Annotated in this window: 22 protein-coding genes; all 22 read right to left on the bottom strand. The window is 48.1% G+C overall.

Annotated elements, in window-relative coordinates:
• Positions 1-16: 16 nt before the first annotated feature.
• The gene (locus LTAR_RS13840; protein ID WP_062422858.1) at positions 17-514 is read right to left on the bottom strand and encodes a chemotaxis protein CheD; all 498 of its coding nucleotides are present in this window, start codon (positions 512-514) and stop codon (positions 17-19) included.
• Positions 511-1,131, bottom strand: a complete 621-nt coding sequence (locus LTAR_RS13835) for a chemotaxis protein CheC (RefSeq protein ID WP_062422857.1) — start codon at positions 1,129-1,131, stop codon at positions 511-513. Before LTAR_RS13835 ends, LTAR_RS13840 begins: the two co-directional genes overlap by 4 nt.
• Positions 1,132-1,137: 6 nt before the next feature.
• Positions 1,138-3,270, bottom strand: a complete 2,133-nt coding sequence (locus tag LTAR_RS13830; RefSeq protein WP_062422856.1) for a chemotaxis protein CheA — start codon at positions 3,268-3,270, stop codon at positions 1,138-1,140.
• 254 nt (positions 3,271-3,524) lie between these two features.
• Positions 3,525-3,857: a PilZ domain-containing protein gene (locus tag LTAR_RS13825; protein WP_062422855.1), complete on the bottom strand. Its 333-nt coding sequence runs from the start codon at positions 3,855-3,857 to the stop codon at positions 3,525-3,527.
• 7 nt (positions 3,858-3,864) lie between these two features.
• A complete protein-coding gene (locus LTAR_RS13820) occupies positions 3,865-4,161 on the bottom strand; it encodes an EscU/YscU/HrcU family type III secretion system export apparatus switch protein (RefSeq protein WP_062422854.1) in 297 nt (98 codons plus the stop codon).
• Between the two features lie 2 nt (positions 4,162-4,163).
• Complete coding sequence (locus LTAR_RS13815) at positions 4,164-5,510, bottom strand: hypothetical protein (RefSeq protein WP_062422853.1); 1,347 nt, start codon at positions 5,508-5,510, stop codon at positions 4,164-4,166.
• Between the two features lie 37 nt (positions 5,511-5,547).
• Entirely contained in the window at positions 5,548-7,149 is a 1,602-nt protein-coding gene (locus LTAR_RS13810) for a flagellar hook protein FlgE (RefSeq protein ID WP_062422852.1), read from the bottom strand.
• Positions 7,150-7,211: 62 nt separating this feature from the next.
• Positions 7,212-7,622 (bottom strand): TIGR02530 family flagellar biosynthesis protein, encoded by a 411-nt coding sequence (locus tag LTAR_RS13805; protein ID WP_062422851.1) that lies wholly within the window; start codon positions 7,620-7,622, stop codon positions 7,212-7,214.
• A 9-nt stretch (positions 7,623-7,631) separates the two neighbouring features.
• Complete coding sequence (locus tag LTAR_RS13800; protein WP_062422850.1) at positions 7,632-8,102, bottom strand: flagellar hook capping FlgD N-terminal domain-containing protein; 471 nt, start codon at positions 8,100-8,102, stop codon at positions 7,632-7,634.
• Between the two features lie 12 nt (positions 8,103-8,114).
• Positions 8,115-9,380, bottom strand: coding sequence for a flagellar hook-length control protein FliK (locus tag LTAR_RS13795; RefSeq protein ID WP_062422849.1), 1,266 nt, complete (start codon positions 9,378-9,380; stop codon positions 8,115-8,117).
• A 4-nt stretch (positions 9,381-9,384) separates the two neighbouring features.
• Positions 9,385-9,786 (bottom strand): flagellar basal body rod protein FlgB, encoded by a 402-nt coding sequence (gene flgB, locus LTAR_RS13790; protein ID WP_062422848.1) that lies wholly within the window; start codon positions 9,784-9,786, stop codon positions 9,385-9,387.
• Between the two features lie 15 nt (positions 9,787-9,801).
• Positions 9,802-10,317 (bottom strand): lytic transglycosylase domain-containing protein, encoded by a 516-nt coding sequence (locus LTAR_RS13785; RefSeq protein WP_201776000.1) that lies wholly within the window; start codon positions 10,315-10,317, stop codon positions 9,802-9,804.
• Positions 10,307-10,792, bottom strand: a complete 486-nt coding sequence (gene fliJ / locus LTAR_RS13780; RefSeq protein ID WP_062422847.1) for a flagellar export protein FliJ — start codon at positions 10,790-10,792, stop codon at positions 10,307-10,309. Before fliJ ends, LTAR_RS13785 begins: the two co-directional genes overlap by 11 nt.
• Entirely contained in the window at positions 10,782-12,122 is a 1,341-nt protein-coding gene (locus LTAR_RS13775; RefSeq protein ID WP_062422846.1) for a FliI/YscN family ATPase, read from the bottom strand. Before LTAR_RS13775 ends, fliJ begins: the two co-directional genes overlap by 11 nt.
• Positions 12,119-13,081, bottom strand: a complete 963-nt coding sequence (locus tag LTAR_RS13770) for a FliH/SctL family protein (protein ID WP_062422845.1) — start codon at positions 13,079-13,081, stop codon at positions 12,119-12,121. Before LTAR_RS13770 ends, LTAR_RS13775 begins: the two co-directional genes overlap by 4 nt.
• The gene (gene fliG, locus LTAR_RS13765) at positions 13,065-14,090 is read right to left on the bottom strand and encodes a flagellar motor switch protein FliG (protein ID WP_062422844.1); all 1,026 of its coding nucleotides are present in this window, start codon (positions 14,088-14,090) and stop codon (positions 13,065-13,067) included. The genes LTAR_RS13770 and fliG overlap by 17 nt, the downstream gene beginning before the upstream one ends.
• Positions 14,083-15,741 carry a flagellar basal-body MS-ring/collar protein FliF gene (gene fliF, locus LTAR_RS13760; RefSeq protein ID WP_062422843.1) on the bottom strand — a complete coding sequence of 553 codons (1,659 nt, stop codon included), beginning with the start codon at positions 15,739-15,741 and terminating at the stop codon, positions 14,083-14,085. Before fliF ends, fliG begins: the two co-directional genes overlap by 8 nt.
• 39 nt (positions 15,742-15,780) lie before the next feature.
• Positions 15,781-16,077 carry a flagellar hook-basal body complex protein FliE gene (gene fliE, locus LTAR_RS13755; RefSeq protein ID WP_062422842.1) on the bottom strand — a complete coding sequence of 99 codons (297 nt, stop codon included), beginning with the start codon at positions 16,075-16,077 and terminating at the stop codon, positions 15,781-15,783.
• A gap of 33 nt (positions 16,078-16,110) precedes the next feature.
• Entirely contained in the window at positions 16,111-16,563 is a 453-nt protein-coding gene (gene flgC / locus LTAR_RS13750) for a flagellar basal body rod protein FlgC (protein ID WP_062422841.1), read from the bottom strand.
• A 215-nt stretch (positions 16,564-16,778) separates the two neighbouring features.
• Complete coding sequence (locus tag LTAR_RS13745; RefSeq protein ID WP_062422840.1) at positions 16,779-17,138, bottom strand: flagellar export chaperone FliS; 360 nt, start codon at positions 17,136-17,138, stop codon at positions 16,779-16,781.
• 99 nt (positions 17,139-17,237) lie between these two features.
• On the bottom strand, positions 17,238-17,516 hold the full coding sequence (locus tag LTAR_RS13740; RefSeq protein ID WP_062422839.1) for a flagellar protein FlaG: 279 nt from the start codon (positions 17,514-17,516) through the stop codon (positions 17,238-17,240).
• A gap of 191 nt (positions 17,517-17,707) precedes the next feature.
• Positions 17,708-17,998, bottom strand: coding sequence for a flagellar protein FlaG (locus LTAR_RS13735; protein ID WP_062422838.1), 291 nt, complete (start codon positions 17,996-17,998; stop codon positions 17,708-17,710).
• Positions 17,999-18,039: the final 41 nt, after the last annotated feature.

Genomic DNA, 18,039 nt, shown 5'->3' with positions numbered 1-18,039 from the left:
AACTCCTTTTCCGTTTTTATACAGCTCCCAGGTCGCGCTCCTGAGAACCCATCATTCGAACCGTCATGCGTCCATCTGCAATATACATGCGCACAGTTCTTCCAACCTGCCCACCTACTTCTTCTTTCTGCAATTTCAGGTTCAACTTTTTAAAAACTTCATGGGCCATATTGATATTGCGTGTTCCAATATCAAATGTGCCTGAAAGACCAGGCGAGACTAACATGTTAGCCCCTCCAGCCATCCTGATGATTAACCGCGATTGTTGAGCACCTGCCTCAACCAATTTACCCAATAAAAGCGGGATACCAGTATCAACAAATTTCGCCGTATTGGGGTCGTTACCAGCCTTTTGTTCAGGTAAGACTACATGGATTAATCCTCCAACCCTGGTCACTGGATCATACATGCCAATGCCCAGGCATGAACCCAATCCAAACGCAATCAAAACATCCGTAGGATCACGGCTGATACAGAGTTCACCCAGGCCGACAGAGGACATGGCTCCACTCATTCTTTTTTCATCTCCGCTACGGTTAATTTTTCCAGTGTTACCGGATCTGGAATAATCCAGAAATCTGCCTGGATTTTCCGATCACCTATCTGGAATGAAGCCTTGAACATCATAATATGATCTGAAATAGCCCCCATGGTGGCGATGACGACATCCAGGATAGATCCAACCATATCTACCATCACGGCCGGGGGGCTTGGATGAGAAGATAAACCCGTTATTTCATAAATAGCATTTAAAAAGAAGGAACCTGTCAAATTACCAATTTCCGCCAGAGCAGATCGTTCCATGCGGCCAAATTCTTTGGTTGTTCCAGAAGGGACATCCATCACCATGTCACAAAACTCAAGCGCCTGCTGATATGGGATGACCAGCATAATCTGACCAATAAGTTCACCATCTACTCGTAGATATACTCCAACGGCATCGTTATCAGGGCCGCCAAGAATTTCAGGAATGTCAGCGAGGGGAACCATATCCACGTCGGGAGAATGAACGCTCAAATCTTGCCCGATCATCTGTGATAAACCCTGGGCTGAATTGGAAAAGCCACGGGCAGCGACAATTCGCATCTTTGCCAGTAGGTTCTCGTCAACCTTTCGTTCGTCCGGGGTCATAATTATTTACTCCTTTTTATTTGTGCCGGATTTTTGCCCGGTAATCTGGAATAGATCTTGAACATCAACAATGAGGATTACCGAACCATCGCCCAGAATCGCAGCACTGGCGATGCCCACTACTTCGCCAATGATGGAACCAAGGGACTTGACCACAACTTCTTCCTGTCCAAGCAGCCTGTCAACAGCCAGCCCCATCTGTTGTTTGCCCATACCGACAACCACAACATACCGGTATCCCTGGTCTTTTTTCGTTGATTGGAATCCAAATGCTTCTGACATCTCCAATAATGGGAGCACCTTATCACGCAATCGAATGACAGGCCGGGAATTTACCGTCTGGATTTCATCGGTGGATATCCGCAGTGTCTCCAGTACTGTCACCAGCGGAATAGCCAAAGTGTTCTTACCGACAGAAACCAATAATGTAGGTACAATCGCCAATGTCAGAGGCAGAGTGACCATGAACCGGGTACCCTTCCCTTTTTCTGTCTCTACCATGACAGTACCATTCAGGCGTTGAATGTTATTTCGTACAATATCAAGCCCTACACCACGGCCCGAAACATCATTGACAACCTTTGCGGTGGAAAAACCTGAAGAGAAGATCAGATTAATGGCTTCATCATCACTTAATGAAGCGGCTTCTGCTTCTGTAAGAATTCCCTTTCCCACAGCCACCGCCCGAATCTTATCTGGATCAATTCCCTTGCCATCATCTTCCACGGTGATAATGATACGACCCTGTTCATGCCGGGCAGTCAATTTGACAAGCGCCCGTTCCGGCTTGCCAGCCTGCAACCTTTCCTCCGCCGATTCCACCCCATGGTCCACTGAATTACGTATCAAGTGAATCAATGGATCATTTATCTCTTCAATGACAGATCGGTCCAGTTCTGTGTTTTCACCTTCAATAGCCAGATCAATCTTCTTGTTCAATTTTGCAGAGAGATCCCGTACCATGCGGGGAAATTTGCTAAAAGTATTCGAAATAGGTAGCATTCGAATACCCATGACTTCCATCTGCAGCTGGTCTGTGATGCGGCCAACGTGGGTAATGGTATCGGAAAGAACATCCAACTGGTTGCTATTGTGGATGGACATTTCCAGTGTGCTGCGGATCTGGTACAGGCGGTTTCGGTCTGTGATCAATTCTCCGACCAGATTCATCAGATTATCGAGGCGTTCCACGCTGGTACGGACCGTTTTCTCTACAGAAACAGGGGCTGCACCTGGTCGCGCAACAGCATTCGGTTGAGGTTCTGCCTGAGCAGCCGGTTGTTTAATGGCCGCAGGTGGAGGCGTTGCCACAACGGGTGGTGGAGGTGGTACAGCTGGAGTCTCCACAGCCTGTACTGGCGTGCTGACTGGAACAACAGCCCCCGCCGGGAATATCTCCACTTTATCTAATTCTGAAAGGGTATCTAACGCTTTAAGGATGTCTTCATCCGATCGGGATGTTTCAAGCACAGTCGTCATAACATGCACAGGTTTCGAGGTTTCTATAACCTCCTGAGTTGGGTCCATCTGCCTGATGGTACCCAATCCCTGTAATTCCATCATGACCTGGAACGCCCGGGCAGCGGAAGCTATGCTGTTCTGCGAAATTTCTACCCGGATGGTTACATTTTCTGCCGTCGTTCTAACAGAGGATGCCCCATTTTGATGTTCAGGTTTGATGACCGGTGCAGGTGTTTGCACCGGGGATTCTGTCGGTTTTACAGCAGGTTGTGCGGCTGGTTTTCCTGCCAGCACGAGACTGGAAAACCGATCTGTAAGTGTATCTACTGCAACACCGCATTCCGTATGGGTAATAACTTCTTCCCTTAAACTACGGAGTGCATCGGTAGCTTCCAAACACAGATCGATTAATGCGGTTGTCACAGGCATTGTATGCTTCCGCAAACAATCCAATGCTGTTTCCATCGAATGCGTCAGGTTGACCATGCGCTTATGGCCAATCATTCCTGCGGTACCTTTTAGAGTATGAGCTGCTCTGAACAATGCCTGCAGCAACTCCATGTCTTCGCCTTCCCGTTCAAGACGGATCAGGCCATCATCAAGTACTTGAAGCTGTTCATCGGTTTCAGCCATAAAGATTGGAAATTCGTCTTCTGCCAGGTCAAAAATCAATTCCATAGAAGTATCCTTAGTCCATTCTGACGGGATGTCCAGCTGTATTCCTGAAGTGAGTGAGATAAAAGCACACAAATACGATGCTAAAAAGCATCTTCACGTATTAGCATACAACAAATGAATTGACCATCATAGTGCAAAATAGCGATAGAACTCTTTGCAGAATTCTTATATTATCCTAACGATATCCACCCTTTACCACTGTAAACCTCTCATAAAAATGAGAGGAATTAAATATTAATGTGATATGTAAATAGTCAGGAGTTCCTTTGAATATACAATTGTTCGGTCATGATTTTTTGGTAAGGCAGGTTTTTTAAAAAGATGACAACAGCTTCGCGATTGACTACGCGAAGAACATAGCCCTTGAATTCAAACTTGGAAAGATCCTGAAAGATAACCACCCCCTGAACGGTCTGACCTGTATCCAGGCGTGTGTTGAAATCTTTTCGAAATCTTACCCCTTTTTCAGAAATATCCAGTACTTTGAACGTGATGCTGGATATTACTACCTCGGGCGCTAATTCCGGTGGGTAAATAAGCCGGTAGTATTGTCTGCGCTCTACAGCCGGTTTTTGGGGAAGAGACATATCAGGGTCATTCCTCGACAGATTTTTTTCGAAGCTGGTAAACCCAACCTAATACTTCGGCAACCACGGCATACAACTCTGGCGGGATTTCTGTTTCCAGATCCACCATGGATAATGCCTGAGCAAGCACCGGATCTTCCCGAATGGGTATCTGATTTGCCTGCGCGATCTCTAAGATTTTATCAGCAATTTCTCCCCGGCCGGTAGCAATAACCCGGGGAGCTTCGTCTTTTTTCGGGTCATATTCCAGCGCAATGGCTGTTTTTATCGGATTTCTTTTTTGAGGATCAGCCGGTTGTTCCATGCTTAGACCTCAATATTGATTCCCTGTGAGCCAGGGAAAACTTCTTTTTCTTCCTGCGAGAGAACAGGCCCAATGGCGGCCACATCGCAGTGGGCAACTTTTAATGATAACCCCAGTGATTCCAACCGGCTTTCAAGATCAGGCAACGTGGCCACAGCCTTCTCTTTCAATTCTTCTGTCGAAACAGACAGCCACGCACCCACCCGCTTTCCTATTACAGACAAATCGGCGGTAACATAGTCACCATTCTGAAGATCTACCGTTAATACCAACCGGGTATTATCCGGATCAATTCGTTTCACATTCCCTTGGGTGCGGTAGGCTATACGCAGACTGGTCGGGAAAAATGTGTTCTGCTGGGTTGTCTGCCCGGGGATATGAGCAGCGATTGGTAGATTCACCAACAACCAGGGCGGATTCCCATTTTCAATCGGACGGGCGGTGTTGAGGAATTGCATCTGTCGAACACCTTCCATAAATTGGTCAATTGACTGAACTGCCGTTCTGAACCCACTCGAATCAAGTGCTTTTCGTAATTGTATAAGGGATAACCACCCTTCATTACCCTGAACAGTATCCCCCTTGACCTGTCGTGCCAGTTCTGATTCAAGTGATTTTCCCCACACAGATATTGCCTGTTTCAAATCATTCAACAGGTTAGGTAAATCTTTCGACCAATCAATCGTGCCAGATTGAATCAATTTCAACGCCTGTTCAGCCAGCCGGGTGATTTCAGGACCACCCTGGCCGGCAGCCAGGCGTGACAATTGACTCCGTAATTTATTGATACTGTCAACCATGTTTGGCAATGTCTGCATAGCCAATGACAGGGTGTTTTCTGTTAATGGCATTCCTCCGGCTTTGAGAGCAGCTGCCATATCGGCTTCTGCCTGTCCCCAGTTCCCAATACCATTCAAAGCCTGAGACAATTCGTCAATGGCTTGCTGATTGATGGGAAGTCCATGATTCAGTAGAGCTTTCCCCAACATCAGGTTTTGTTCAGTAATTTCAATATTATTCAGAACAAGCAAATTTTGTGACAGCACAGCCAGTGTTGACGATGGCTGTGCTGCCACTGTAGTTTCATTTGGTTTTGCCAGCGCAAGCTGGAGAATCCCATCTATGGAACCTTTGACAATGAATTGCGCCAGTTTATGGTCTTCAAGCAGGGCAGCCTGATCGCCGGTTTGCAGCCGACCAACCACCCGAATTCCCTGAATGACCATATCAATCTGTTCACCATTCACACTCAATATTTCGGCTGTCACCTTCTGATTCAGGTGCAGTTGTAATGGCTGATCGATCGGTCGGGCTCCGGGTTGAACCGGCTGCAAACCCTGGACTAGCATTTCACGTTATCCCATAGTCCATCTTTCCGGGTGTTGATTACCGGCCAAGATTGACCAATTCCTGCAGAAGTGAGTCTGATGTGTTGATGATGCGTGATGAAGCCTGGAAACCACGCTGCGCCAGGATCATGTTTGAAAATTCACGGCTCATATCCACATTGGAACCTTCCACATACCCGGATGCAATTTTGCCGCGGCCGCCGGCATTGGCAGCGCCAATCCGGGCTTCACCGGAGTTCAACCCGGCCACATAGTTATTGCCGCCTGTACGAACCAGGCCAGCCGGATTGACGAACATTGCAAGAGCCAGCTGACCAACCAGACGTTGATCACCATTGGAATAAGCGCCGTAGATTTCACCGGTGTTGGCAGATACATTGAAGCCTAACAAAGAACCGGCCGCCAGACCATTCTGGCTGCCCAGGGCGGCGCTGCTGGCTGTGGAAAGCATGGTCATTCCTGAAAGGTTCATATCGACCAGAGTGGGGGTAGCTGCACCCCGGGAACCGGGAACGCTGACCCGCCCTGAAGAACTTACATATTGACCACTTGTATCGAAGGAAATCGTACCATTATCGATCGGGTTGTTATCCGCATCCACAATGGAGGCGCCGCTTGTATCTGTGGGCGAAATATCATATGTCCATACATTGGCATTGTTGGTGCGGGTATAGCGTATGGTAACAGGAGTCAATACGCCCAACTCATCATAAACACCCATGGTGACATCATAAAATCCAGCCGCCGTTCCATCCTGTGTACCCAGGATGACGTTATTGGCTGCACCCACCGGTTGTGTCAGGTCGTTAAAATTCAATTCAATTTGGCCGGTTCCCACATGGAGTGTCCCAATGGTTGATGCACCTGAATCAAAATTGCCATCCGTGTCAAATATAACGGTTCCACTTCCAGTAGCATTTGGCGAAATACTGGTGTAATCCCATTCATTGGCTGCTGTTTTTGAAAATCGAAATGTTACTGTTTGGGAAGCCCCAGTGGTATCCTGAACCACAAAGCTGGTGTCATAGGTTGTGCCTACGGCTGCATTGGCATTTAAAGTTCCGGAAAGAGAGGCGTGAAAAGTGGTCGCCGGTATGGTGGTATTGGCATTCAGGTTGCCAAGGATATAGGCGCGGGTTGTAGCCCGGGCAACGGTAGAGTCAATGGGAAGTTTTATGGATTCCAACTTTGAACCGGTATTGATTGCGCCTAAACCAGTAGCCATCCAGCCCTGGATACGATCACCGGAAGAAGAATGCACCAGGTAACCCTGTGCATCAATCGCCAGTGAGCCATCCCGTGAATACAGGTCGGTTACGCCGTTGTTGTAGACAAAAAAACCATCGCCAGAGATAGCCATATCCAGATCGTTACCGGTGGATGAGAGAGGCCCCTGGGTGAAACTCTTTCCAATAGTAGCCACATTGGTACCCAGACCGATCTGCATAGGGTTGGTGCCGCCAGAGGTAGCAGTAGGGGCACCGCCCACACTCATATCCTGGGCGAATTGGTCCATAAAACGCACAAAACTTGATTTGAATCCCGGTGTGTTGACATTGGAAAGATTATCTGCCACAACATCCAGGTATTGCTGATTGATATACAGCGAATTGATCGCTGTGAACATAGAACGTATCATTTTACCCTCCGAACATTTCTCACAGGCTTCCTCCAAGAGGGCCGGCCTATGAAACTAGAGTATTACTGGTTATCGGCCGTTTTCGCAGAACCTTCGGCCTTATCGGCAAAAACAACACTATCAATCTGGGTGAAGACACCCTCGCCGCGTTGTTTTGCATCCATAGTGGTTACGACCACCCGATCTTTTACGTTGACGATGAACGCCAGATCATCCATCAGAATGAGCGATTCTTTTCCACCGCGGGCTTTGGCTTTTTCAACAGCATTATTTAATCGTTGAAGGCCATCTTCCGGGAGATTGATTGCCCGATCATCCAACCGTTTTTGGGCGTGGTTTGAAAAACGCACTCCCTGGGCTTGTGCCAGAGTATCGGCAAAACTGCTGCCGCCTGATTGAACCCGGCTGGTTGCCTGACTGCCAGATTGGGTAGTCTGTGATTGAACAGCGTTTACCCGAATCGGATCTACCATCAGCTTCTCCTATGCCTCCGTTTCCGTGGCATCAGTTTCTTTAACAGTTGAATTATCTGTCGAAGAAGAAGTAACCTTGACGATATCCGAAAGTTTTACGGATGTGCCACCTACTGTGAGGTAGACTTCGGAATTGGCCATGGTGATTCCGCTTACCTTGCCTGAAACAGGTTCCTCGTCATCGTTCAGATAGGTAACCGTTTTATCCATCAGAGTAGCGGCTGAAGCAAACTGGTTGGTTTGTGACATGGTCTGTATGGCTTTGGTGATCTTCTGCAATTCTTCCAGACTGTTCATTGAAACCATTTGTGAAACCATCTCGGTGTCATCCATAGGCTCAAGAGGATTCTGGTTAGTCAACTGAGCCAGCAGCAAACTCATAAAATCAGCACTGGTATTTTGGGTTGACGTTGTTGACTTACTCGAGGAGGATGTTTCACTCGCGGCCCCGGTATAGTTTCGATCTCCAACTTTTATCATTTTCTACCTCGCTTATACCCGGTAATCCAAACCGGACGTTGAAACCTGGCTTTTCACTGGTACAGTTGCCTCTGTATCCTGTTGGAAAACAGGAAGAGAATTTTTTGTGTTGCCAGGCTGTGACTGGTTGAGTGAAGAATTTGCGGATTGGCCTTGCGCACCCTGACTGTTAACTGACATTCCACTGAGGGAAAGACCGGCATCGGCCAGTGAACGCTGCAATTGATCCATGTGAGTTTCCAGAAGTTTTGCCGTAGCCGGGATTTCGGTCGTCATGACAACTTTCAACCCATCGCTGTTTGACATCAATTTCAGATCGATTTTTCCCAGATTTTCAGGATGGATTTGAATGCGCAATGATTTCCCGTTTTCACGAGCCAGTTCGGTCACTTCATGGCTGATCTTTTGGATCATGGGAAGCGTTTTCGGTTGAACCAGATTGTCGGTCTTGGCATTCGCCAGGGCATAGACATTATTGATCTGGTTGTTTGTATCCACCTGCGCCATATCATCTGCCTGGGCAGTGATGTCAACCAATTTGACGGCTGGTTCCTGGGCATCCAGGTTTTTCAACTGAGAAGACTCGCCCTTGGGTGTGCTCTCGGTTACCGCGGTATTGACGGCCGGTTGATTGACCGCTTCCTGATTCTCAAGGTTCTGAGCGGCAGTATTTGCCAGATTCTGAAAATCCTTCACTTCGGTATTTGGCTGTTGAACAGCCTGTTTCAGCTCGTCCGGCAACGGCTGAGGTTCGGTTTCCGGCAGTTGTATGACAGTTTGCTGCGGAGCTTGCATAACCGCCACATTGGCAGCAGGGACAGCTACTTCGGCATCAGCGACATCAGCGTTAGCTGTGTCAACCTGTGTCTCCGGCTGTTGTACCTGGGCAGCAGCAGATTGTACAGCTAGAGCAGCAGCCATAGCCTCTTGCAGGGTTTTATCAATCTCTTCTGCCTTTTGTGCATCTTCCGATGGGGCAGTGTCATCGAGTTTGGTTTCTTTTACCGGTTTTTCGTCGGTCTTTTTCTGCGCGACGGGTTTCTGTTCAACCGGTTTCTCGTCCACCGTCTCTGTCCGTTCAGGCTGCCTGTCTTCTCGAGAAGATTTCCGTTCCACCATCCGATCAGTGGAAGAGGTTTCGTTCTTCACAGAACGATCAGTTTTTACAGCTTGCAGGAATTGATCAAACGAACTGCCCGGATCCCCATACGAAATTTTTGGGGTGGATGTCGTTTCTGGCGCAGCACGCGCCAACGATTGCACATCTGCACATATCATAGGCTCACCTCGCTATATTTTTTAAAAGACTGAGTTTTTTCGTAACGGCCGTAGTCAGTGCGCTGTACCGGATGCCGGTCTCGGTCATTTCCACTAACTCCTGGTCGATATCGACATTATTGCCATCCGCCCGTTCAGTTCCTCCCGAGCGGAGTTTTGCCATATAAGGACCGGATGCCTGATCCTTTGGAAGCTGATGTTTGGGGCTTGTCAGTTTCATACTCAATTTCGGTGATGAACTCATGGACCGCTTCAACTCGCTTTCAAAGTTCAATTCCAGGGCGTGATACCCTGGGGTATCCACATTGGCAACATTCTGACTGATGACATTTCTGCGTAAAGACAACCCATCCATTGCCTTGCTGGCAATATTGAGAGAAGAATCACCCGTGATTGGATCTGTCATATCTAGAATCCCTTTCTAGCTCTTTCCATAGGTAGAAAGAACCCGATTTACATATAATTGCGTTTCCTGGTACGGGGGAACTCCGCCATATTGCTGCACCGCGCCGGCTCCGGCGTTGTATGCAGCCACAGTATTGGTCAGGTTTCCGCCAAACTGGTTTAATAATTCACGCAGTAATTTCACCCCACCTTCAATGTTTTCTTCCGGGTCGAGTGGATTCTCAACCCCCAGACTGGCTGCCGTTGCCGGCATGAGCTGCATAAGTCCCATCGCCCCGGCAGAAGAAACGGCCTCCGGGTCATACGCAGACTCGTTTTGAATGACCGCCTTGACAAGATCAGCATCAACGCCATATTTGGCACTGGCTTTTTGAATGATCGATTCAAAGCTACCAGCTTTTTTACTTGTTGAGGAACCCGATAATTCAGACAGATCACCGGATAATCCCTTACCGGCCAGCGTCTTTTCGAGCAGTTTGATCAAAGCCTGAATCATGACCATCTGAACATTTGAGGTGGAGCTAGAAGACATATCGAACATTGGAAACCCTTTCGCGCATTTTCTTTTCATTGGCAGCATGCGCCTGACTGATGTAAATATCATTCTGTTGTTGTTTTTCACGCATATTTACGCGTTCGGTATATATCTGCAATTCTTTCTCGCTTAATTTCTCGAGAGCGGCTTCATCCTGCTTAGCCTGAATCAGCGCCTGACGGGCATTCTCCACTTCAATGACCAGATTGGCGATTTCACCTTTCTGGCGGTCAATCCCTTTTTGAAGACGTTTTAAGAATGTGCGGGCTTGAAGAATTTTTTGCAGATTTAGATCACCATTCTGATATGAAGCCAGTTCTTGCAGCAACCCTTCGCGTTCTTTTTCCAAAGAACCCAGTTGATCCCTGGCATTCTGCAATTGGTTCTGCAAATGACCAAATGTGACTTCCAACTTCTCTACTTTACTGTGTCGATAATCCAGAACATTCTGCAGAGAGAATTTAGGCGGCATGATCAACTCCTATTTCTCCCCCGATGCTCTCCAATTGAGATAACGTCTCTGAAAATTCAGAGAACTCTTTTCCCTGTAACAGGAATGAATCAATGATGGGCATGGCAGAAATTGCTTCATCCACTTCGGGATCACTGCCAGCCACATAGGCACCAATATTGATCAGATCGCGGGCTTTTTCATATGTGGCCAGTAATCTCCGTGCTTTGGCCGCCCAGCTGCGGTGTTCACGAGAGGTGATGTGCGGCATGACTCTGGATATACTTCCCAGAACATCAATGGCCGGGTAATGGTTGCGGGTGGCCAGTTGACGACTGAGAATGATGTGCCCATCCAGAATAGAGCGGACGGCATCACAAATGGGTTCATTGAAATCATCGCCTTCCACCAATACGGTGAAATAACCTGTGATTGAACCGCGCTGTCCGGTACCGGCACGCTCCAACAGTTTAGGCAGCAGGGCAAATACAGATGGAGTGTAGCCCCTGCTAGCAGGCGGTTCACCAATAGCCAGTCCAACTTCTCGTTGTGCCATGGCAAACCGGGTGACCGAGTCCATCAAGAAGGTTACATCCATACCTTGATCACGAAAATCTTCGGCAATCGTCATGGCAACGTAAGCCGCTTTTAAGCGCATCAAGGCCGGTTTGTCAGATGTTGAAACTACCACCACAGATCGTTCAAGACCTTCTTTACCCAAATCACCTTCGACAAAATCGCGAACTTCACGACCGCGTTCACCGATCAGGGCAATCACAGATACATCGGAATGGGAACTGCGGGCGATTGACCCCATCAGAGTGCTTTTACCAACACCTGAACCGGCAAAGATGCCCATACGTTGACCTTTACCGCAGGTCAAGAATCCATCAATCGCCCGTACACCCGTCACCAGGGGTTCGGTGATAATTTGCCGCTCCATTGGGTGGGGCGCGGCATTGTTAATCGGCCGTGTCTCGACTTCTCCCAGCGGGCCGTTGCCATCGATTGGCTCGCCCAGTCCATCAAGCACACGCCCGAGCAATTGAGATCCGACTGGTGCCCGTAAAACAGTTTTTTGCGGATAGATGGAACTATCTGGTTGAATTCCTTCCATGTTCCCCAGAGGCATGAGCAAAGTGGTGCTGTTGCGGAAACCCACCACCTCTGAGAGAATTTTCTCGCCTGAACGGGCTCGAATTTCACAAACTTCACCGATCTGGCAATCAAGCCCTACAGCCTCAATTGTCAGTCCGATCACCTGAACCACTCTGCCAGACACACGCAAAGCATTGCAATTATCCAGCGAGCGGAGCAATGGAGAGAAATCAACAGGATTCACCTGGTTCATTCTTTTATCTCCATATTCGTTTCCGCTGTCTTGATGGAAGAATTAATCTGATCAATTTGTTCTTCCACCCGTCCGTCTACAATACCGAATTGTCCATCAACAAAACAACCGCCGCGTGAAATATTCTGGCTGGATACAATCTGTATTTGCTGGCCGTTAATAGTCAGTTCTGATTCCTGCCAGAGATTAACCAGCAATTTGGCATCTTCCGGGTTCAAGTAAATCCGCAGGTTCCCCAATCGACTGGCTTCATTAATAGCCCGGCTGACGATATGATCAATTTGTTCGGCAGGTAATTCAAAACCATTACCAAACAATTTTTTTCCTATTGCCAGAACCATATCAATAATCCGACCCTGACTCTCCCGCATGACCTGTTCCTGCCAGAGTTGTGCCTCTTGAAATATCCGTTTCACCTGATGCAGCGTCTGAGAGATTTCGTTACGGGAAGCTGTCATGCCTTCCATAAACGCTTTTTGCTTGATGGTTTCAGCGTCAGTATTGGCCTGTTCAAGAATGGCAGCCGCATTTTTTTCGGCTGTCGAGATGATCTCATCGGCTTTCGCTTTGGCTTCATCCAGCAGATGAGAATAATCCTGCACGGGAGGCGCCGCAACAGGAGCGGCCGGTTCTGAAGGATTATCACTTTTCTTGCGATTCTCTTTGATAAATTCCTGAACCACCCACATTCGGATATCGTTCCTTGCCTGGTTATCCTCGATGATAGGTGAATGCTTTTTTGACCAGACAGCCGTTGTCACTCGGGCAGCAGGTGATTCAACCGCTGCCTGGGTGGTTTTCGGCTGGGATTCGGATGGATGGACAACGGTGGCTGAAGTTTCAAGGGTTGCGTCCCCAGACGAAACCTCATCGGCAGTAAAAGCACTCAATCCGTTTAATGAAAACGGAGAGATACCATCTTCCTGTCCGTTTTTGATCACCCTAAAGGATGACGGCATCACCAGATCCTCCACCTGAACCGACTATCACAATTTCACCAGCTTCTTCCAGGGCGCGGACCAATTCGATGATTTTTCTTTGTGCAGCGTAAACATCCTTCGCCAACTGCGGACCGAGAATTTCAATTTCTTCCTTCAAACTATCGCGGGCGCGTTCAGAAAGGTTGCGAAATACCAATTCTTTAAGTTTTTCCGGAGCGCCTTTGAGTGAAAGTGCCAGGTCATTCTTATTCACCTCACGCAGTACACGCTGCATGGTGCGGTCATCCATACTCGCCAGGTCACCAAAGGTAAACAGGGAGGCCCGGATCTCTTCCACAAGTTTCGGATCTTTTGGCTCCATGGCTTCAAAAATCCGTTTCTGAACATCCCGGTCCACCTGATTCATCATTTTGACCAGGAAATTTACACCACCTGTTGCCCGAAAATCTGCGGCAGAAAGCACACCAGATAGTTTTTGTTTCAAATTGCGTTCGACCACCTGGACAACCTGGGGTGATACTCTGTCCATGCGGGCCAGCCGCAATGTAACTTCGATCTGCAGGTCGCTTGGCAGATTGGTCATGATATCGGCAGCCAGTTTGGCTTCCAGATAGGAGAGCACCAATGCAATGGTTTGCGGGTGTTCATCCTGTAATAGCACGGCAACCTGAGCCGGATCAGCATTTCGAAGCATCTCAAACGAAGAAATCTGCTGCCGGGCTGAAATACGTTCCAAAATTTCTGCGCCACGGCGTGGACCTACTGCCCTGGCCAGAAGCTGGCGTGTGTATTCGGTTCCACCGCCAACCAGATCTACCCCGGAAATGCTCAGAGCATACGCTTCTTCAAGAGCCGTCTGTCGGACTTCCGGCTGTACAGATCCGCTTTCACTGATGGTTAGAAGAAGACGTTCCATTTCAGCTTCACCCAGGTATTGCAATACCCGTGAAGACGTTTCAACGCCTAGAGTGAGCAATAACGCCGTGGCCTTTTCAAGGCCGGTTATCTGACTTTCCTGATCAGCCATTCTTCTTATCCTGGTTCATCCACATCTGAATGACATCCGCCACACTCGCAGGATTATCTTCTGCCAGACGTGTGATCAATTGCTGCATCTTCTGTTCTTCAGCACTGGTCACCTTGGGCTGGAATTTAGCCGAAGCCTCCTGCAACAGATTACTGCTCTTTGCAGCCGCAGCAGCCGATAATCCAGCAGGTTTTTGACTGGTAGCTCCAGAGGCCAGCTCCAATCCGCCAGCCGTTTGAGGAGCTGCCAATTCAGGAGCAGCCTTTAAAACAGGTTCCCAGACATCGATGGAAGCTACTTTCAGGTTCTTCAATAATCGGCTGATGTACCAGAACAGACCGGCCAGCAGGAGGAGCCCTCCTACGATTTCTGCCACCATGATGATGATGCGGGTACGGTCAGCCACAGCCAGATCTTCTTCCTGTTTTTGTGCATAGGTCTTGTCGAATGTCAACGACTGCACTGAAAGCTGGTCACCGCGTTTCTGGTCAATTCCAGCGGCAGCGGCAATGGCCGACTGCAGTGTTTGAAGTTGCTGCTGGTCACTGATTCCATCCACCAGAACAGACAGGCTGATGTTATCCACCATGCCAGGCCGGATGATCTGGTGATTTTGAACCTGGGCCATTTCGTAATTAATCGTTTCTTCTGAACGCTGATAAAGCGTTGGAGAACCTGTGGTAGTAGTGGCAGCGGCTGCCGGTGTAGGCAAATTTGATGTGGCGCCTGCCACACCGCCCGCAGTGCCGTTTTCCAATGTATAACTTTCAGATATTTTGGAAGAGCTGCTTATAGCATTGGGGGTCGGCTCAAAGGTGGTGGATGTAATTTCTTTGTCACTCCAATCCAACCGCACAGAAGCCTGTACCACCGATTTATTTGGACCCAGAGCTGTATCCAAAAGGCTCTTAACCTTCTTCTGAACATCCTGGGCAGCAGCCAGTTCAGCCGCCCGCCGGCTGTCTACCTGTGAGAGTGCGCCAGAATTGGCATCACTGGTTCCCGCAGCCAGCACAACGCCGTTTGTATCTACAACAACCACGTTTTCAGGGGTTAACCCCTCGACAGCATTGGCTGTTAAATACGTGATGGCACGAATTTGACCGGCATCCAACTGTCGGCCAGACCGTTCCTGAATGGTGATCGAGGCTGTGGTAGGAGCTTGATCTGAAGCCAGTAAAGTTTTTTCGGGTTGAACAATATGAACCCGAACACCTTCCACTGCATCCAGGCTTCCAATCGTGCGTTCCAATTCACCTTCAATAGCCCTCTGGTAGGTTACCCGTTGGGTGAATTCCGTCATCCCCAGTGTATTTTGACTGAATAATTCATAGCCAGTGCTGCTGCCTTTGGGCAAACCGGCATTGGCAATTTGCAGGCGTACATCATACAGTTTATCGGCGGGAACCAGGATTGTTGTTCCCTGTAATTTATAGCTAACACCCAGTGTTTTGAGTTGCTCCACAATTGCCCCGGCATCTGTTTCATCGAGGCCGCTGTAAGCCACTGTATAGGTCGGCTGGGTAGCCCAGGTAAACAATACCGGAACCATTACAAGAGCCAGAACGGCCGCGGCAATGATCAACACGCGTTGTGTCGGTTTTTGTTTTTCCCAAAAAGATGTGGCCTGGGTGGTTACTTTTGCTAACATATATCCGAATCCTTAGTCTTATCTGGAACCCCGAAGGGACTAAACACTCATCCGAGAAATTTCTTTGTAGGCATCTACCAGTTTGTCACGAATACCGAGGGCAATCCGGAAACTGATATCCGTCTGATCTGCGGCAATCATCACCTGATGGATATCTACATCTTCACCAGCCGCCAATTTGGTCAGAAGATCATCACTGGTCTGCTGTGTATCGCTCAACTGCTGCAACATGCTGTCAAAGGTCTTGCCAACCTCTTTTAGCGTATTCGTAGCGGGCGTTTTTCCGGTGGAATTAACCTGTGAAGGCAGATATGTACGAATTCCTGGAACATTCATAGGAGTGCTCTCCTCTTATTCAATCAGTGGAGATCAGCTGCCTATTTCAATGGCTTTAGTGGCCATTGTCTTGGCAGCATCGATCATGGAAAGATTGGCTTCGTATGAACGGGTGGCAGAAAGCATGTTGGTCATTTCCACCGCCAGATTCACATTTGGATACGTGACATTACCATTGGCATCAGCATTTACATTTGTTGGATCATAGACAGTCTCGCCGGGAGTTGTATCTGTCTTAATCTGAGCCACTTTCACACCCTGAAGATTCAGAGCTTTTTCGCCAATTGACCGGTTTGTCAACATCAGGTTCGCCAGGAATGGCACTCTGTTGTTGGCAGTGAAAACCACATCCTTACGCTGATAAGGTCCGCCCGTTTCAGTTTTGGTAGTCTCGGCGTTGGCTACATTATTGGAAATCGTGTCCAAACGTAAACGCTGTGCAAAAAGGGCAGATGATGAGATTTTTAAACTCGTCCAAAAACTCATAAGACTCTCCGTTAACAATTAACGAAATCGGACAACCGTTTCTTCGCTCTGGAAATAGGTTAACATGACCACCTTTTATTAACAGTAAAAGTGAAATGAATGATGTGTAAAAAACGCGTGAAAGAAGTCTAAGAATCGGAAACCCCGCCAGATTGCCCCCTCTGACGGTTGTTCCCAGAGCGAATAGATTGGATTACACGGTTGGTGCTTTTTTATCAGGCTGTGCGAACAGCCATTGATACTCCAGTAGAGGCCGGATGAGCTTTTGGAGCATTCATCTGGTTTTCAATCGTAACCCAGGCTTCCCGTAATTCTGCCAGAGTCTGCCTGGCCTGTTTGTATTCCTGTTTCCGGATGCAATCCAGGCACCAGTTGTACAGTGCCAGAAGATTCATAGCAATTTCAGCATAGTTATAATCGAGGGCATCCCGCAAGGCGCTGACCGCTTTCAAAGCTGTAACCATGTCTTTCTGATCACATGACCGGATCGCCAGATCATAGGCCATGATGACAAGATGCAGCGGCGTGGCTGTTTGTACTTCCTGTTTCCGATAAACCTGGCCCTGGTTGTACATTGAATGCGTCCTCCTGAATTTCACTGGTGTTACAAATACTATATTCGGTTATTCGGTCTGTCTCTGAAGTGCCATTCTGTAAAATTGGCATAAAGATGATTACGCATCTTTTTGGATCAAACCGCCTGATTGCGATTCCTGTGATGCGTCTAAAGGCACGGTGCGAATGACTTTAGACGAGGCCTCATCTATTATCATAACGACAACTTCGTGTTTGGTCTCATCCACTTTGAAAACCAACCGGGTGTTTCCAGGAAAGGTGTACATGGGAACAGGTGATTTCGGTTCAGATGGTTCAGCAGATGTGTGCCGTGGTTCTACCTGCGCCGGTGGTTGCTGCCTGGACTTTCCAACAGAATAAACAAAGAACTCAGACATAGGATCCTTCCTTTCGTCCACTGGCAGATAAATCTCTGCCGCTTGCTGGACTGGTCCTCCATGACCAGTTCTATATCTATAATCGGTTGATCAATAGATTTTATGCATAAAGAGAGAATTAAAGTCTGAAATAAAAAAAGCGTGTCTGCCTTTGGCAGACACGCTTCCGCGATTGATACCGTTAATAAAACTCAGGTAGAGTATTCCATCAATTGACCGGTGGGAATATCTTTGATAGCTTCCGGTGGGATGGTCCGAATGACTTTATTTGTATCCTTATCCATGATCATGATGGTCACATCGTTGGTTTTATCATCGACTCTAAATTGAAGGCGTGTGTTATTGCCAGCTAAATTCGATGCATAAGCACTCTTGGCTTCCTGCTGTTTGACGGCCGGGCGCGGCTTTTGCTCAGTTCGATTCATCGAACCAATCAATTCAATTCCTGCGCGTCCAACGGGATTAGAAATGGAATTTGACATGGCATCCTGCCTTTCTGCCCCGAATTCTTATTTCGGGTGCA

The sequence above is a fragment of the Leptolinea tardivitalis genome (assembly GCF_001050275.1).
GTDB lineage: Bacteria > Chloroflexota > Anaerolineae > Anaerolineales > Anaerolineaceae > Leptolinea > Leptolinea tardivitalis.
This window is presented reverse-complemented; position numbering and strand designations above follow the sequence as displayed.

Excerpts from the sequence above, each read along its gene's own strand:
- LTAR_RS13840 (WP_062422858.1), bottom strand. The coding sequence starts at position 514 with ATGAGTGGAGCCATGTCCTCTGTCGGCCTGGGTGAACTCTGTATCAGC.
- LTAR_RS13835 (WP_062422857.1), bottom strand. The coding sequence starts at position 1,131 with ATGACCCCGGACGAACGAAAGGTTGACGAGAACCTACTGGCAAAGATG.
- LTAR_RS13830 (WP_062422856.1), bottom strand. The coding sequence starts at position 3,270 with ATGGAATTGATTTTTGACCTGGCAGAAGACGAATTTCCAATCTTTATG.
- LTAR_RS13825 (WP_062422855.1), bottom strand. The coding sequence starts at position 3,857 with ATGTCTCTTCCCCAAAAACCGGCTGTAGAGCGCAGACAATACTACCGG.
- LTAR_RS13820 (WP_062422854.1), bottom strand. The coding sequence starts at position 4,161 with ATGGAACAACCGGCTGATCCTCAAAAAAGAAATCCGATAAAAACAGCC.
- LTAR_RS13815 (WP_062422853.1), bottom strand. The coding sequence starts at position 5,510 with ATGCTAGTCCAGGGTTTGCAGCCGGTTCAACCCGGAGCCCGACCGATC.
- LTAR_RS13810 (WP_062422852.1), bottom strand. The coding sequence starts at position 7,149 with ATGATACGTTCTATGTTCACAGCGATCAATTCGCTGTATATCAATCAG.
- LTAR_RS13805 (WP_062422851.1), bottom strand. The coding sequence starts at position 7,622 with ATGGTAGATCCGATTCGGGTAAACGCTGTTCAATCACAGACTACCCAA.
- LTAR_RS13800 (WP_062422850.1), bottom strand. The coding sequence starts at position 8,102 with ATGATAAAAGTTGGAGATCGAAACTATACCGGGGCCGCGAGTGAAACA.
- LTAR_RS13795 (WP_062422849.1), bottom strand. The coding sequence starts at position 9,380 with ATGATATGTGCAGATGTGCAATCGTTGGCGCGTGCTGCGCCAGAAACG.
- flgB (WP_062422848.1), bottom strand. The coding sequence starts at position 9,786 with ATGACAGATCCAATCACGGGTGATTCTTCTCTCAATATTGCCAGCAAG.
- LTAR_RS13785 (WP_201776000.1), bottom strand. The coding sequence starts at position 10,317 with ATGTCTTCTAGCTCCACCTCAAATGTTCAGATGGTCATGATTCAGGCT.
- fliJ (WP_062422847.1), bottom strand. The coding sequence starts at position 10,792 with ATGCCGCCTAAATTCTCTCTGCAGAATGTTCTGGATTATCGACACAGT.
- LTAR_RS13775 (WP_062422846.1), bottom strand. The coding sequence starts at position 12,122 with ATGAACCAGGTGAATCCTGTTGATTTCTCTCCATTGCTCCGCTCGCTG.
- LTAR_RS13770 (WP_062422845.1), bottom strand. The coding sequence starts at position 13,081 with ATGCCGTCATCCTTTAGGGTGATCAAAAACGGACAGGAAGATGGTATC.
- fliG (WP_062422844.1), bottom strand. The coding sequence starts at position 14,090 with ATGGCTGATCAGGAAAGTCAGATAACCGGCCTTGAAAAGGCCACGGCG.
- fliF (WP_062422843.1), bottom strand. The coding sequence starts at position 15,741 with ATGTTAGCAAAAGTAACCACCCAGGCCACATCTTTTTGGGAAAAACAA.
- fliE (WP_062422842.1), bottom strand. The coding sequence starts at position 16,077 with ATGAATGTTCCAGGAATTCGTACATATCTGCCTTCACAGGTTAATTCC.
- flgC (WP_062422841.1), bottom strand. The coding sequence starts at position 16,563 with ATGAGTTTTTGGACGAGTTTAAAAATCTCATCATCTGCCCTTTTTGCA.
- LTAR_RS13745 (WP_062422840.1), bottom strand. The coding sequence starts at position 17,138 with ATGTACAACCAGGGCCAGGTTTATCGGAAACAGGAAGTACAAACAGCC.
- LTAR_RS13740 (WP_062422839.1), bottom strand. The coding sequence starts at position 17,516 with ATGTCTGAGTTCTTTGTTTATTCTGTTGGAAAGTCCAGGCAGCAACCA.
- LTAR_RS13735 (WP_062422838.1), bottom strand. The coding sequence starts at position 17,998 with ATGTCAAATTCCATTTCTAATCCCGTTGGACGCGCAGGAATTGAATTG.